Genomic DNA, 13,700 nt, shown 5'->3' with positions numbered 1-13,700 from the left:
CCCGTCGGGACTCACAGGGGTGCCCATCTCAGCTCACCCGCACTCTCGGGTCGAGGAGAACGGTGGCGATGTCCGCGAGGATCGCGCCGATCGCGGTCAGGGCGGCGGCGAAGGCGGCGACCGCCACGGTGCCGTGCACGTCGTTCTTGCCGATGGTCTGGATGAAGTACTGGCCCATGCCGTTCCAGCCGAAGATCGTCTCGGTGAGGACCGCGCCGGTGAAGACGGCCGGGATGCTGAAGGCCACGGACTGCGCGGTGGGGATCAGGGCGGTGCGCAGGGCGTGCCGGCGGATCGCCTGGGCACGTGTGAGCCCGGTGGCCCGGGCGGTGCGCACGAAGTCGGAGCCGATGACGTCCAGCAGCAGGGAGCGCTGGGTGAGGTGGTAGCCCACGTACCCCGTCAGGGTGAGCGTCAGCGTCGGCAGGATCAGGTGCAGCAGCCGGTCACCGACCGTCGCCCAGAACCCTTCCACGCCGGGCGAGTTCTCCCCCGCGACGTACAGGAAGTGCCAACCGGCCTGCTCGTTCAGCCAGATGGCCAGCAGCACCACGGCAAGGGCGGCGATGGACACCGGCACGTTGAACAGCGCCATGGAGACGGCCTGGGCGGCCCGGTCCCTCCAGCCGTACTGGCGCGAGGCGGTGTGGACCGCGAGGGCGACACCGACGACGACCGACAGGACCGTCGCGCCGCTCACCAGCTCGGCGCTGACGAGGGAGCGGTAGCCGATCTCCCCGTTCACGTGGACCCCGACCGGGGAGCGGCCCCAGTCGAAGTGCAGGACCACGCTGGTCAGCCAGTCCCACCAGCGGTGGAGCAGCGGCTCGTGCGGGTCGAGGTTGTAGGGGGCCAGGGCCCGGGATATCTGCTCCTCGGTGCGGACCGGACGCAGTTCCTTGAAGTTCGAGCGCGGGTCGAGGAACCAACTGGCGAGGAAGTACGTGGCGTTGGTGGCCATGGCGATCACCAGGAGCCAGCCCGCCGCCCTGCGTGTCACGTACCGGAGCACGGACGGCACCTCCCCACCAGGTGCGGCGGGAGCGCCTGGGGAACGTCGGGTCTGGAGGAGGTGCACATGCCGGTAGGGACCTTCTGGGGGTGGGAGTCGAGTGCACGATCGTGCAGATACGAGTCTGTGTACGACTGGTGCGCGACGCCAGTGATCCGGGCATATGTACATGGGAACGAAACACCCCCGCAGCAAAGAGGCGTCGACCCCACTCCCCCGTTCACATTCGCAGGTGACCGGGTCGACGACGCCCTCCCCGCAGATACCTGCTCAGGAGGCGGGCCGGGTACGCAGGGTGCGGTCGGCGAGGGTCGTCAGGAGCAGGACGACGCCGACGCCGACCATGATCCAGGCGACGAGGTGCATGCCGCGGTCGGAGACGTGGGTGCGGAAGACGATGCCGGTGATCGCGGAAGCGGCGATCGAGCCGAGGTAGCCGATGGTGCGCAGCAGGCCGGAGGCGGTGCCGAGTTGTTCGGTGGGGGCGTGTTCGTAGAGGGCGGTCTGGTTGCCCGCGCCGGACGTGCCCATGGCGACGCCGAAGACGAGCGTGACCACCACGACCCATCCGATCCAGCCCGAGGTGCTGAGCAGCAGTACGCCGGCGGAACCGACGAGGCAGGCCAGGGCCGCCGCTGTGACCGGTCCGCGCACCGTGTTGCGCCGGGAGATGAGCGAGATCACCAGGCCGGACATCAGCGTCATGGGCAACAGGAGCAGTCCGGCTTCGGTCTCGGACAGTCCCCGGACGCTCTGGGCCCACTGGGTGACGCCGTAGAGCACTACGTACGCGCAGACCAGGACCAGGCCGTAGCGAAGATAGGTGCTGGTCAGGGCCCGGTTGCCGGCGAGCAGGCGCAGGTCGAGGAACGGGGTGGCGGCTCGCAGCTCCCACAGCACCAGGGCGATCCACAGCACGGTGGAGATCGCCAGCAGGTACCAGTGGGCGTCGGGCAGGGCGAACAGGAACAGCAGCAGCGCGATCATCGCGGCGGCGAACCCGGCGATGCCGACGACATCGAGGGCGGCCGCGACGTCACGGGCGCGTCGGCTGCGGTTCGGTGGGCTGCCGGACGGGCTGTCGGATGGGCTGCGTGGTGGGCTGTCGGGTGGGACCCAGGCCACTGTCGTGACCAGCGCGACGAGTGCGACCGGAACGTTGACGAGGAACACGGATCGCCAGCCCAGCGCGGCCACCAGGACACCGCCCAGGGGCAGCCCGAGGGAGGCGGTGGCGATGCCGGCGATCTGCAGGCCGCCCAGCACTCCGCCCGGCGGCTTGTCCAGACCGGCGTCCTCGGCGCGGCGGCGGATCAGCAGCATGGCCGTCGGATAGGCGCACGAGGTGCCCGACCCGATCAGTACTCGGCTGATCAGGAGGGTCGGAAGGCTGTCGGCGGCGCCGCCCACGAGTCCTCCGACGATGACGAGTCCGATTCCGGCCAGGAACACCCGTCGTGGGCCGAACACCTCGGCGGCCTTGCCCGCGGTGGGCAGGGCGATCGCGCTGGCCAGGTACAGGGCCGTGACCAGCGCGGCGGTCTGCCCGATCGACACACCGAGTCCGTGGGCGATCGGTACGAGAGCCGTGGCGATCAGCGAGCTGTTGATCGGGTTGAGCGCCGAACCGACGAACAACGGGGTGGTGAATCGCCACGAGAACGGACGCCCGGGCGGTATCCCGTTCACCGGCGGGGCGTTGGTCGTCGGTCCGGGGGCGGGCATCGGAATCTCCAGTCCATGGTGGTCGCAGCAGCTCGGCGAGGCGCCCGGGCGACAGCGCGGCGGCATCCGGGGCGCGGGCTCATCGCTGGTGAAGGACTCGCCCAGGACGTCGGCCACGTGGTCGACGGAGGTGTCGGCGGCGGTATGCGCAGGTGGGAGGAGGTCATGACGGTCCGTTGGCCTCCCCCCGAACGCGAGGATAGGGGACTTGTCGGCTGAGGGACCATCAGTTCGACGGGAACGGCGTCGCGGTGGTGCGGATGATCCGGCCGTTTCCGTGGCGGGGGAGCCTGCCACTGGCGCGGCAGCGGGAGGTTCGCATGGTGGTCTAGGTTGGAATCGGCGGGAGCCGGCGACAGGTCGTACACGAGAGCCGACCACGTGGTCGCCCGCTTCCTGCCCTGCTTCGTGCTCTGCTTCGTGCCCTGTTTCGTGCTCTGCTTCGTGCCCTGATCGGAGAACTCGTATGTTCACCAACACCACACACCCCGTCGTGGTCCTGCACGACCTGGACGACGTCCGTGCCGAGCTCCTGGCGGAAATACGGACGGCGGGCGCGGCGGAGCGGCCCGGGTTGGAAGCGGCCCTGCGCGTGGTGGATCGCCAGGTGATCGTGGCGGACGAGGAGCGTGTCAGCCGGTGGGCAGGCCGGATCCTGTCCGCGGCGGACGTCGACCCCGCGCTGGACCCGGTCCGGGCCGTGAAGGTGCTGCGGGACGCCGTCCCGGGGCTGGGGCTCATTTCGGCGAACGACCTGGTGCAGTCCCTTCTCCCACGCTGACACGGGCGAGGCGCGGCAGGCCGGGGCGGGGCCGGTTGTGGTCGCTGATGCGCTGCCACTCGGCGTGGCCGGCGGCGGCAGTGGCGGCGAGGATGCCGCAGGCCCCGCCCCGGCGTCGAGCGTGGCCCGCGGCTGCCGGAGGACCGCGCTACCGGGGTCGGTCCGTCGGGCCCGGACCTGGCAGCGGTGTGGTCCACCAGCGGGCCTTGTACAGCTCGGTTCCGGTCAGGGCGAGCGTCCCGTCGGGGTGGTGGAAGGTGACGGCGGAGGTGCACCAGGAGCAGGTCCCCGCGTGATCGGGCGTGATGGTGAGCAGGCGACCGGTGGCGGGCTCACTGCCCACGCTCTTGATCCCGCGGGCCGAGTCCTCCGCGCCCAGCCCGACGGCCTCGAAGCGGTCGAGGTGTGAGTCGTAGCGCCACAGGCGGTCGCCGGTGCTGAGCCAGAACGTCCCCGGCGCGGAGCGCACGGGTGCGAGGTCGTGTCCCCCGACTTCCGGAAGGGGGATGCTGCGTTCGGGGGTGAGGGACGGGATGTCGGGCGTGCCACCGACCCGAAGGGCCAGCAGGGTGTCGTCCCCGAGCACCCAGAGCAGCTGCGCGCTCTCGTCCCACTGCACGGCGTGGGCCCCGTCGAGTTCCTGCTCGGTGTAGGTGGTGCTGCGGGGCCCCTCCGAGGCCGCGTACAGCCGCACCCAGCCGCCGGTGCTGGCGACCACGGCGACGTTGCCGTCCGGTAGGAGCTCCGCGCTGTGGGGGTTGGCGGAGGTGCCGAGGTCGGTGGCCCAGATCGGCGTGCCGGTCGCCGTGTCGACCAGGGCTGCCAGGCCACCCGAGGCGGTGACCAGGAGGGAGCCTTCACCGTCGAGCACCACGTCCCTGGCCTCGGTGGGCCTGGCCCAGCTGCGGGCCGGCTCCAGGTCGGCCAGCCGGTCGTCGCCGTCAGCGGTCCACGACCACACCACCGGTAACTGGTCGGCCTCGGGTCCGGCCTCGGGTCCGGCCTCGGGTCCGGCCTCCCGCGCCGTCTCGCCGTCCAGGACGAGAACCTGCCGGGACGCCTGATCGACCGCGACGATCAACGCACTGCCCCGAACGCCGGCCTGCCCGGACCCCGGGTCGGCCGCATCACCCGACGCATCACCCGGCACGGCTGCCTGCCCGGGCGCCTGATCAGCCGCGATGACCACCGCGCTGCCGCGAGGCTCTCCGCCGCTGCCGTCCACGGCCTGCGGGGCGGGGGTCGAACACGCCGTCAGCATCAGGCCGCCCAGGACGGATCCCAGCCTGAGTCCCGCTCCGGCTCTCGCGCACACTGCCACGTCCCTTTCGCGCCATGATTATCGGACTATCTACTCTGCGTCCCGGCGCCCCGGCCCGGCGCCATCCTCGTCGCAGCGTCCGGGTGAACCCCTCCCGGCGGACCCTTGACGTCCTTCCTATGGACCGTGTGCACGTCCGGTGGAAGCATTGGTGCCAACGGGTGACCCACAGTCACCTCGAAGCTCTTCCCAAGGAGAGTCATGCGGATCAGCACGCGATTGCGCGCCGCCTCGGCCGTGCTCACCGTCATTGCGGGCAGCCTCACGTTCGCCACGGTCGGAGCGGGAACCGCCGGCGCGGCCGACTGCGGCCAGGTGCTCGGACCCGCCCGCACCATCGTGGCCGGGGGCCAGTCGATCGGTCGGGCCTACCTCGCGTGGAACTCCTGCAGCAAGCAGGCCTACACCGAGATCAACCTGTGGAACACCAACTACGTCAACGGCAACTGGCACGGCGGCCTGATCGACGTGAAGTCCAGCTCGAACCACAACTCGAACACGGGCTCGCCCCAGCCGAACGTCGGCTCGTGGTGGTGGGACTCCGGATTCATTCCGGTGACCGGCGTGTCGAACACCCGTCTCTACCACGGCAACTGGAACTTCACCGCCGGCGGCCACAACTGCAACGGTCAGACCGTCACGTGGAACTTCTCCAACGGAAGCTACGACAGCAGCCAGGAGTCCCTGCCGCACTGCGACTGACGCCGACCGGCTCCCCGGGCGGCCCCGTTCGCATGGCGGTTTCCAGGGGCCGCCCGCTTCGTCGAGGCGCCGCGCGCCGGACGGCCCGGCCGCAGGTCACTCCCGGTGCGTGCAGCAGGTCACTCCCGGTGCGTGACGACCGCGAGGGCGCGCTCGCGGACGTCCGCCGAGGGGTGGCCGCGCAGCCCGCGCAACAGGGCCCGCCACTCCTGGGGCCAGCCGAGGCGGTCCCCGAAGGCCTCCGTCAGCGCCGTGGCGAACAGTCCGGCAGCCGGGCCGGTGTCCCCGTCCCGGCGGGCCGTCCGGGCCAGCACATCGATCGTCCCGGGCGGCGGCAGCGGGCCCGAGGCGTGTTCCCGCAACAGCGCCAGCGCGGTGAGCGCGGCCGCCGCCGGCCGGCCTCGGTGGGCGTCGGCGAGCACGCCGAGCGCGGCCGCCAGCGCCTGCGGCCCGGCCGTGGGGTCCACCAGTCGGCGCAGCGCGGCGGCCCTGATGCCCGCCAGGTCGGGTTCGTCCGCGAGCAGGTCGGCGGCGCCGGCCAGCAGCGGCCGGTGGCGGTCGTCGGCGGGGAGATCGGTGAGGTGCGCCAGCCTCCGGCGGGCCGGAAGGTCCCGGTCGCCCCCGGCGTCGAGGTCGTCCGTCCGTGCGGCGGCGGCGAGTTCGGCGAGGGTGCGGTGCAGCAGGCTGCCAGGGGCGGCGCCGCCGAGCGGGTGCGGCAGCCCGGAGGCGGCGAGCGCACGGACGGCGCCCGCCGCCTCCTGCCAGCCGCCCCGGTTGGCCGGGTCGGTGACGGCCCGCCGCGCCGTGTCCGCGGTCTCCGGGGCCCAGGCCGCCCACCGCGGCAGCGCGGCGAGGGCGGGTGCGGCGACTTCCGGCTCCGGCGCGGCGGCGACGGAGGCCACCAGCCTGGCGTAGCGGGCCCGGTGGGTCTCGGGCAGATGCCCCGGGTCGGCCCGTAGTACGGCGCGGCGCACGGACGGCGGAGCCTGCCCGGCGGCGTCGGCGAGCAGTTCCCAGACGGGTTCGGCGTCCAGCAGGCCGGTCGCGAAGGCGACCGCCGCGGCGCGCACGTCGTGGTGCTGGCCTTCGGCACGGTACGCGGCGACGAGCAGGTCGGCGGCGGCCGACGGCGGCAGGTGCTCGGCGGCCAGCCGCACGGCTTCCTTGCGGCTGGTCACCTTGCTGCCCCGCGTCCGGGACAGCAGCTCGCCGAGCCGCTCGGCGAGCTCGCCCGGCGGGACGAACCGGGCCGCCCGGGTGGCCGCGTACACCGCGACCCGGGCGCGATCGCCGCCCGCGTGGGCCAGCAGATCGCGCAGCGCGTCGGCGGGCCGGTCCGTCCAGGCCAGCGCGGCGAGCGCCGCCTCGGCGAGCACCACCTCGGCGGAGTCCAGCTGGGCGCGGACGACCGCCTCGCCGTACTGCGGGATCGCGGCAGCGGCGTGGACGGCCGCGGCCCGCCCGTGCAGCGGCACCGTGGGGTCGCTCGCCGCCGTGGCGGCGAGGCGGGCGGCGGCCTGCCACTGGCGCGGTGTCCAGCGGCTCGCCGAGCAGGTGGGCGGCAGGGTCGCCCGCTGCGACCGCCTGAGGAACCGCCCGTACGGCGGCAGGGGGGCGAGCAGCGGGTCGAGCAGGTCGGTGCGCCGCTCGACCAACACGCCCTGCACCGGTGGCAGGACGGCGGCGGAGGGCTCGAGTTCGAGGATCTCGGCGACCCGGGTGCCGCGGGTGCGCGGGTCGTCCAGCCACAGGGCGGCGGCCGTGGTGAACGCGCCGTCCGACCCGAACTGGAGGGCGTGCAGGAGGAGTTCCTGCAGCTCGGGGATGTTGTGGGCCCGTCGGCCGAGCGAGCGGGCCAGGGTGAACAGCAGCCAGTACTCCGCGGTGTCGGCCATGGTGTCCAGCCACGGCCGCAAGGTCGCGAACACCGCGTGCTCCTGGCCTCGCCGCAGCCGGTGCTCCAGTCGGCCGAGTTCGACCGTGCCGGTCTGCCCGGCGATCCTGCGCAGGCTCCGCAGCGCCCACTCGACCAGCTCGGCGCCGTCGGCGACGGCGTGCTCGCGCAGGACCTCGGCGACCAGCCGCTGCAGGGCGGCGCGGGTGGCGTACGAGCAGTCACGGGCGTCGACCGCGTCCTGGACGCCGGCGTCGAGGAGGGGCACCGCCGCCCGGGTCAGCAGCCGGGCGGGCACCTGGACGAGTGCGGTCAGCGCCGCGCAGCGCACCGGGTCCTGCTCGTTGCGCAGCCGCGGCAGCAGACCGAGCGCGTCCTGGACGGCGGCCCCGTCGTCCGAAGCGGCGGCGTTGGCGAACAGGGCCGTCCAGGCGGCGGACCGGTCGTCGGCGTCCGGGCGGGAGAGAGCGGCCCGCAGCTCCGGCTGGGCCTCCTCGGTGGGCAGATACGCCAAGACGAGGGCGATCTGGGCCCAGGGGCGGCCCTCCGCGCGGCGCGCGGCGACCTGCCGCCGCGCCTCGGCGTGGCGGCGGGCGTGCGGGAACAGCGGCAGCAGGAGAGAGAGTTCGGCCTCCCGTGGGAGGGCTCCGGCGTACACGAGGTCGAGGAACGCGCCGCGCCGGCCCGGAGGGAGAGCACGCAACAGGGCGGCGAAGCAGCGGGGTGCGGCCAGCCAGTGGCGGCCCAGGGCGGCGAGCGAGAGCGGGTCGGCGCGCACCAGCCGGCGCAGCGTGCCGCTCGTCGGCGGCGTGGTGTACGGCCCGACCGCGCCGCGCCGCGGGTCGGCGAGGAGCCGGACGGTGCGTTCGGCGTCCGTGGCGGCCAGCGGTGGCAGATGGTCGCGGCGCAGCGGGATATCGGGCCCGAACCGCTCCAGCAGGTCGAGGACCCGTTCGGGGCGGGCTCGCACGGTGGCGCCGAGGGCGTCGGCGAGGGCGGGCCACTGCCCGAGCCTCAGCGTCTCGGGGTGCTCGGCGAGGAGCCGCTCCAGGTGGGCCAGGACCTCGTCCGGGAAACGCGCGGCGAGGGGGGCGAGCGGTACGGCGTGCGCGAGGTCGGGCAGGGTCCGCTCGACGAAGGCGGGGCTGCAGGCGGAGAGCAGCCGGGCGGCCTCGGCATCGCCCCACTCGGCGCGCAGGCGGCCCACCAGTCGCTCGGCCAGCCGGTGCCGGCGGCCGTGCCGGACGACCCGGGCCAACTGCCGGCGCAGGGTGCAGGAGGCGCCGGTGAAGGCCGCCTCGATCGCCTCGTCCGGGACGCCCTGGGTGCGGGCGGCGCGCAGGGCGTACCCCCGGACCACCGGGTCGGGGTCGGTCAGCCGCTCGGAGAGGTAGTCGGTGGCGCAGCCGGCCGACGCGGCGAGCGCGGCCAGCCGCCGACCGTACAGACCAGAGCGCTCCAGGTCGAGCAGCAGGCCCGGGAGCTCGCCGTCGACGGCGAGCTCCCGGGCCCTGCGGGCGACGAGCCGCTGACGCTCCGGGTGAGGGCGCAGGTCGAGGTCGGCGAGCAACTGTTCGACTTCGTGCGGCATGCGACCATTCTGACCTGCCACGACGGGTACCTCCCACCGGATTTCCGGGGATGCGGGTAGCGGGTGTGGGGCGGACGAGGACGCGGGCGGACGAGGCGTGGGGCGGACGAGGACCGTGCCTGGCCGGCGCCGACGCCGCGCGCCCGACGTGCCGCCCGCGGCTGGAGCCCGCCCCCCCGGGGAGGATGGCGGGCTCCTTCGCGTTCGGTTTCCCCGTGCGCGCTCAGGCCCGGCGCAGCACCCGGCGCAGCCAGAGGGCGCCGGCCCCGGCGGCCGTCAGGGCGAGGCCGCCGAAGGCGAGGCCCGCGGTGTGGTCGGCCCCGGTGGAGGCGAGCTGGACGGACGACGGCGCGGCAGGCTGCGCGACGTCGGCGACGCGGGCCTGCTGGATGGACGGCGCGGTGGAGGTGGTGGACGGGTCCGCCGGAGCCGAGGCGCTCGGGGCGCTCGGGGAGGACGCGGAGACCGGCACGGCGGCGCCGGCCGGGGCCGACGGGGCCGAGGACACCGGGGCCTCCGGCGCCGAGGAGGAGGAGGACGGGCTCGGCTCGGGCGCCTTCGTGGCGGCGGGCAGGATCTGAATCGTCGAGCGGGTACCGCAGTTCGTGGTTCCCCGGAACGGCTCGCCCTCGTTGACGAACACGCACGGGCCGAGCGTGGTGGCGCCCGCCGGAGTCTTCGCGTCGTACGACACCCGCACCCGGGCGACGGCCTTGCCGCCCGACCGGAGGCTGGAGTCACGCCCCTGGAGGTACACGCCGTCCGGGTCGTCGGGCGCGATTCCGGCCACCTTGTCCAGCGTCCGCCAGGCCCCGTCCGCCGTACGCACCTGCACGGTCGCGTACCGGTCCACGAACAGGACGTTGCCGAGGTTGGTGTAGTCGGGCGCTCGGCAGGCAGAGCGTCGATGGTCGTCTTCGCCTCGACGGTGTACTGCACGCGGTACGTCATACCCGCCACGATAGCCGGGACAGCCCCGAACGGGGGACCCCCATCAGGCCCAGACCACCCCAACTGCTACCTGGTACGGAACAGACCACCTCCGCACGTACGGGGAGGACTCGCCCAGGACCATCTTCGAGGAGTTCTGCCCCGGCTGACCCCCGCAGGTACGGGGAGGACTGGCGGTGCAGGCGCTGGCCGTCCTGGCAGTGCGGCTGACCCCCGCTCGCACGGGGAGGACCAAGTGCGCACTGACGCGTTCTGGTGTGCACCCGGCTGACCCCCGCTCGCGCGGGGAGGACATGTCGATGTTGGCGGGGTTGAGCTGGCTGAGCGGCTGACCCCCGCGGGTGCGGGGAGGACAGCCGCCACCCGAAAGAGTGCAGCCTCGTGACCGGCTGACCCCCGCGGGTACGGGGAGGACTACTTGTATCCGAGAGTTCTTTCCCGTAGTGTCGGCTGACCCCCGCGGGTACGGGGAGGACCCTTCCTGACCTGCGACGGAAGAACGGCATTGCCGTTTCTTGACCAGCACGCAGAACCCACAACTCGGGTGTCGGCGCTCGGGGCCGTGGTGGTCTGTTGAGGTGTCAAGGAGCAGCTGCCATGGTGGCAGAGGCCACCGACGCTGGGCCTGCTGGTTCTGTGAGCGCAGAGGGAGGGGATCGGCTACGGGCGCCGGGTGGTCGTGACCCCCTCCGGCTCCGGCCGGACACTGCGAGGGCGGGGAGGACGTGCCGATCGTCGGCATGAACCTGCGGTACGCCGGCTGACCCCCGCTCGCACGGGGAGGACTGCGGTGGCACGGGGGGCGACGGGCCCAAAATCGGCTGACCCCCGCTCGCACGGGGAGGACCCTTCCTGACCTGCGACGGAATAACGCCTTTGTGATTTCTTGACCAGCGCGCGGAACCCATAGCTTGGGTGTCGGTGTTCGGGGCCGTGGTGGTCTGTTGAGGTGTCAAGGAGCAACTGCCATGGTGACAGAGGCCACCGACGCTGGGCCTGCTGGTTCTGTGAGCGTAGGGGGGAGGGGACCGGCTACGGGCGCCCGGTTGTCTTGAATGGCTTCCGCTGGACCCGGGCGAACGGCGGAAAGTGGCCCCACCTCTCGAACGGGCAGACGACGGCTCAGCTCGCCGTCGCGGACCCCTTCTCGCTGGCTGCGCTTGTGCCCCGACCATCTACGGGCCCGGCGGTCGAACACCTGGCGGAGCCACTTCTCACCGTTCTGGTGGGGCCGCTGGAGACCGTCGCAGACACCCGGTGGTCGCGACCCCCTCCGGCTCCGGCCGAACACTGCGAGTGCGGGGAGGACGTCCGGCTCCGACGTCCAGAAGCCTGCCTGGACGGCTGACCCCCGCAGGTGCGGGGAGGACATGGCGGCCTCGATGGCCTCGCGGCGGGTGTCCGGCTGACCCCCGCAGGTGCGGGGAAGACCCGCGAGACGATCGTCCGGACGGTAGAGCCCTCGGCTGACCCCCGCTCGCACGGGGAGGACCTGCGGTTCGCGAGCGAGCAGTACCGGCAGTACGGCTGCCCCCCGCTCGCACGGGGAGGACAACCCACCCGCCCCGGCCCGGGCCAGCCGCCCGGCTCGAAGAATCAGCGGCCTGCCGCCCGCCACGAGGTGGGAAGAGTCCTGGCCACTGGCGAGGCGTACGCCCGGCCCGCCCACCACCAGAAAGGCACCAAACCATGACGAGCCGCTACGAACAGTTAGGCGACCAGCTGAGCCACTACAGGTAGCGGCAGTGCAGGCCACACGAGATGGCTACGCTGCGGCCATGCCGAAGATCAGGTTGAATAACGACAACGAGAAGATCCTCGGGATCTGGGTCGAACCATGGGGCGAGGACTACTGGATGAACCCCAAGGAACAGTTCACAATCACCACCGAGACCCCCGAGGGCGTGCACTCCGACGAAGCGCCCTTCGAAGTCGTCTTCCACGACCAAGGCGTCAGTCTCTATGTGAACATCGGCTATGAGGCCGTGGTCACGGACCAGTCAGGCTCCGAACTGGGATGCGGACACCAGCGCCCCCTCGAATTCCTCCGCGCCTGGACCGAATCAGCCGAAGCCGCCGCCCAGCGAACAGCCGAGTCACCCACTCTCCGGGACATGACCCGTGAACATGCCGATCAAATGCGCTGGGCACTGACACAAGCTGAAGCCGCCGGCCAACAGCAGCAGGATGGCCCCGCAGGCCGCGCCGATAGTTAAACGACAAGTCGGCGGCGTGCTGGACGGCTGACCCGGTAGGTGCGGGGAGGACGTGCTCCAGACCCCCGACTACTCGCGGGCCATCGGCTGACCCCCGCGCGGGGCGGAGCGGACGACGCCGGCGGCGGACGGTAGAGTCGAGGAGCCGGGTCACCTTCGCGTTGGCCGAGCGCTCCTGCCTGCGGACAGAGCGGGCGGGCCCGCGATGCCGTACTGGTTGTCACCGACGGTTCACGTCGGTGCGGGCCGAACGCTGGAACCCTCCTGTGCCCGACGGGCCGGGTCTTCGCAGCGGTTCAGCGTGCGTCGGCTTCGTCGATCAGGTACTGGAGCTCGTCGAAGACCTGGAGCACGACGACGACCAGGACGTGGTCGGCGACCATGAACTCCACCACGACGCCAGGCGCCGCGTAGGCCTTCCGCAGGTGTTCGTCCGGGCCGATCGGTGCCGTCGCGGTCTTGTGGTAGGGGTCGCGGGCGAGAACTCCCAGCGCCCGTTCCAGAAGATCACGGCGCTCGGCAGGCAGGGCGTCGATGGTCGTCTTCGCCTCGACGGTGTACTGCACGCGGTACGTCATACCCGCCACGATAGCCGGGACAGCCCCGAACGGGGGACCCCCATCAGGCCCAGACCACCCCAACTGCTACCTGGTACGGAACAGACCACCTCCGCACGTACGGGGAGGACTGGCCCCGGCTTGCTGCGACGGGCCCTTGTGTGTTCCGGCCCAGAGTGGCCCCGCTTCCGGTCTGTAGTGGCCCCGCGTTACGGGGGCGGTGTCAGTCGTTCCTGGGCGTCATGTCGTATTCGCCGACATCCAGATCTGCGCCGGTTGCGGCGAGGAAGTCCACCACCGCGCGGTCAAGGTGCCAGCCGAAGCGGTTCGTGGCGTCCGGCGAGCCGGAGGGCTGCTTGTCATGCCGGTTGAAGTAGCGGTGGACCTGCAGAATCGCGCCCCCGGGGCCCTCCTCGGTTGCGAGACGGGTTGTCAGATTGCTGAGCGCCTCCATGCGGGGCCGGAGCCTGCCGAGGACCTGGTTGATCTGCTCATCGACCGGTAGGCCGGGCTCGCAGCAGACAACCTTCCAGCAGTGAAAAAACGGGACGGCGTGAGGTGAGGTGGTCAGACTCCCGCGCACCGTGACGTCGTCCGGTTCCACGCCAAGCAGCTGGGTAATCTCGTCGGCAGTGGTGCCCACGCTGGAGATCGCAAAGTAGACGTACTGAGTCAACGACACCCGCGGAGACTACCGACGCAGCCGCACGGCCGTCTGACTATTTCCTCGCCTGCTGCCTGGCTTTGGTCTGCGCGGGGCGGTAGGACTCGGTTGCCGGTCTCGATGATGGTGCCGTTGAAGGTGAGGCGGTCGACGATGGCAGCGCAAAGCCGGGGGTCGGTGAAGGTCCTGGTCCAGCGATCTGGGGCTGGCACATGTTCCTTTTCGTGGATCGCCGCTGCCACCGGCCCGTATCCATCTTCCGTGGTCCTCGTTGGTCTTCGTGGTG

10 protein-coding genes and 1 pseudogene are annotated in these 13,700 nt (G+C 72.3%); 3 read left to right on the top strand and 8 right to left on the bottom strand.

From position 1 onward, the window contains the following. Positions 1-28 precede the first annotated feature (28 nt). Entirely contained in the window at positions 29-1,012 is a 984-nt protein-coding gene (locus tag ACIQVZ_RS28805; protein WP_350878616.1) for an ABC transporter permease, read from the bottom strand. 270 nt (positions 1,013-1,282) lie between these two features. Further along, positions 1,283-2,737, bottom strand: a complete 1,455-nt coding sequence (locus ACIQVZ_RS28800; protein ID WP_402453847.1) for an MFS transporter — start codon at positions 2,735-2,737, stop codon at positions 1,283-1,285. Between the two features lie 466 nt (positions 2,738-3,203). Between ACIQVZ_RS28800 and ACIQVZ_RS28795 the strand changes: the two genes are divergently transcribed. Beyond that, entirely contained in the window at positions 3,204-3,518 is a 315-nt protein-coding gene (locus tag ACIQVZ_RS28795) for a hypothetical protein (protein ID WP_402453845.1), read from the top strand. A gap of 148 nt (positions 3,519-3,666) precedes the next feature. Here the strand turns inward: ACIQVZ_RS28795 and ACIQVZ_RS28790 are convergent, their stop codons facing one another. Beyond that, on the bottom strand, positions 3,667-4,599 hold the full coding sequence (locus ACIQVZ_RS28790) for a DUF6528 family protein (protein ID WP_402453843.1): 933 nt from the start codon (positions 4,597-4,599) through the stop codon (positions 3,667-3,669). Positions 4,600-5,040: 441 nt separating this feature from the next. Between ACIQVZ_RS28790 and ACIQVZ_RS28785 the strand changes: the two genes are divergently transcribed. After that, positions 5,041-5,541, top strand: a complete 501-nt coding sequence (locus ACIQVZ_RS28785; protein ID WP_350878620.1) for a hypothetical protein — start codon at positions 5,041-5,043, stop codon at positions 5,539-5,541. A gap of 119 nt (positions 5,542-5,660) precedes the next feature. Here the strand turns inward: ACIQVZ_RS28785 and ACIQVZ_RS28780 are convergent, their stop codons facing one another. Beyond that, positions 5,661-9,026: a hypothetical protein gene (locus ACIQVZ_RS28780; RefSeq protein ID WP_402453840.1), complete on the bottom strand. Its 3,366-nt coding sequence runs from the start codon at positions 9,024-9,026 to the stop codon at positions 5,661-5,663. A gap of 223 nt (positions 9,027-9,249) precedes the next feature. Continuing rightward, the gene (locus ACIQVZ_RS28775) at positions 9,250-9,879 is read right to left on the bottom strand and encodes an LPXTG cell wall anchor domain-containing protein (RefSeq protein ID WP_402453838.1); all 630 of its coding nucleotides are present in this window, start codon (positions 9,877-9,879) and stop codon (positions 9,250-9,252) included. Between the two features lie 1,876 nt (positions 9,880-11,755). Here ACIQVZ_RS28775 and ACIQVZ_RS28770 point away from each other — a divergent pair. Next, positions 11,756-12,193, top strand: a complete 438-nt coding sequence (locus ACIQVZ_RS28770; protein WP_402453836.1) for a hypothetical protein — start codon at positions 11,756-11,758, stop codon at positions 12,191-12,193. 296 nt (positions 12,194-12,489) lie between these two features. Here ACIQVZ_RS28770 and ACIQVZ_RS28765 read toward each other — a convergent pair whose 3' ends face one another. The 3 genes and pseudogenes from ACIQVZ_RS28765 to ACIQVZ_RS28755 all read right to left on the bottom strand — a co-directional run. Further along, positions 12,490-12,771 carry a hypothetical protein gene (locus ACIQVZ_RS28765; RefSeq protein WP_402453834.1) on the bottom strand — a complete coding sequence of 94 codons (282 nt, stop codon included), beginning with the start codon at positions 12,769-12,771 and terminating at the stop codon, positions 12,490-12,492. A 202-nt stretch (positions 12,772-12,973) separates the two neighbouring features. After that, complete coding sequence (locus tag ACIQVZ_RS28760) at positions 12,974-13,432, bottom strand: DUF4279 domain-containing protein (RefSeq protein WP_402453832.1); 459 nt, start codon at positions 13,430-13,432, stop codon at positions 12,974-12,976. Positions 13,433-13,469: 37 nt separating this feature from the next. Next, positions 13,470-13,608: pseudogene (locus ACIQVZ_RS28755) on the bottom strand (ATP-binding protein); the annotation flags it as partial. Between the last annotated feature and the right edge of the window lie 92 nt (positions 13,609-13,700).

The organism is Kitasatospora sp. NPDC098663 (assembly GCF_044760075.1).
Classification (GTDB): domain Bacteria; phylum Actinomycetota; class Actinomycetes; order Streptomycetales; family Streptomycetaceae; genus Kitasatospora.
The sequence above is the reverse complement of the archived record's forward strand: the minus strand, read 5'-3'. Positions and strand labels throughout refer to the sequence as shown.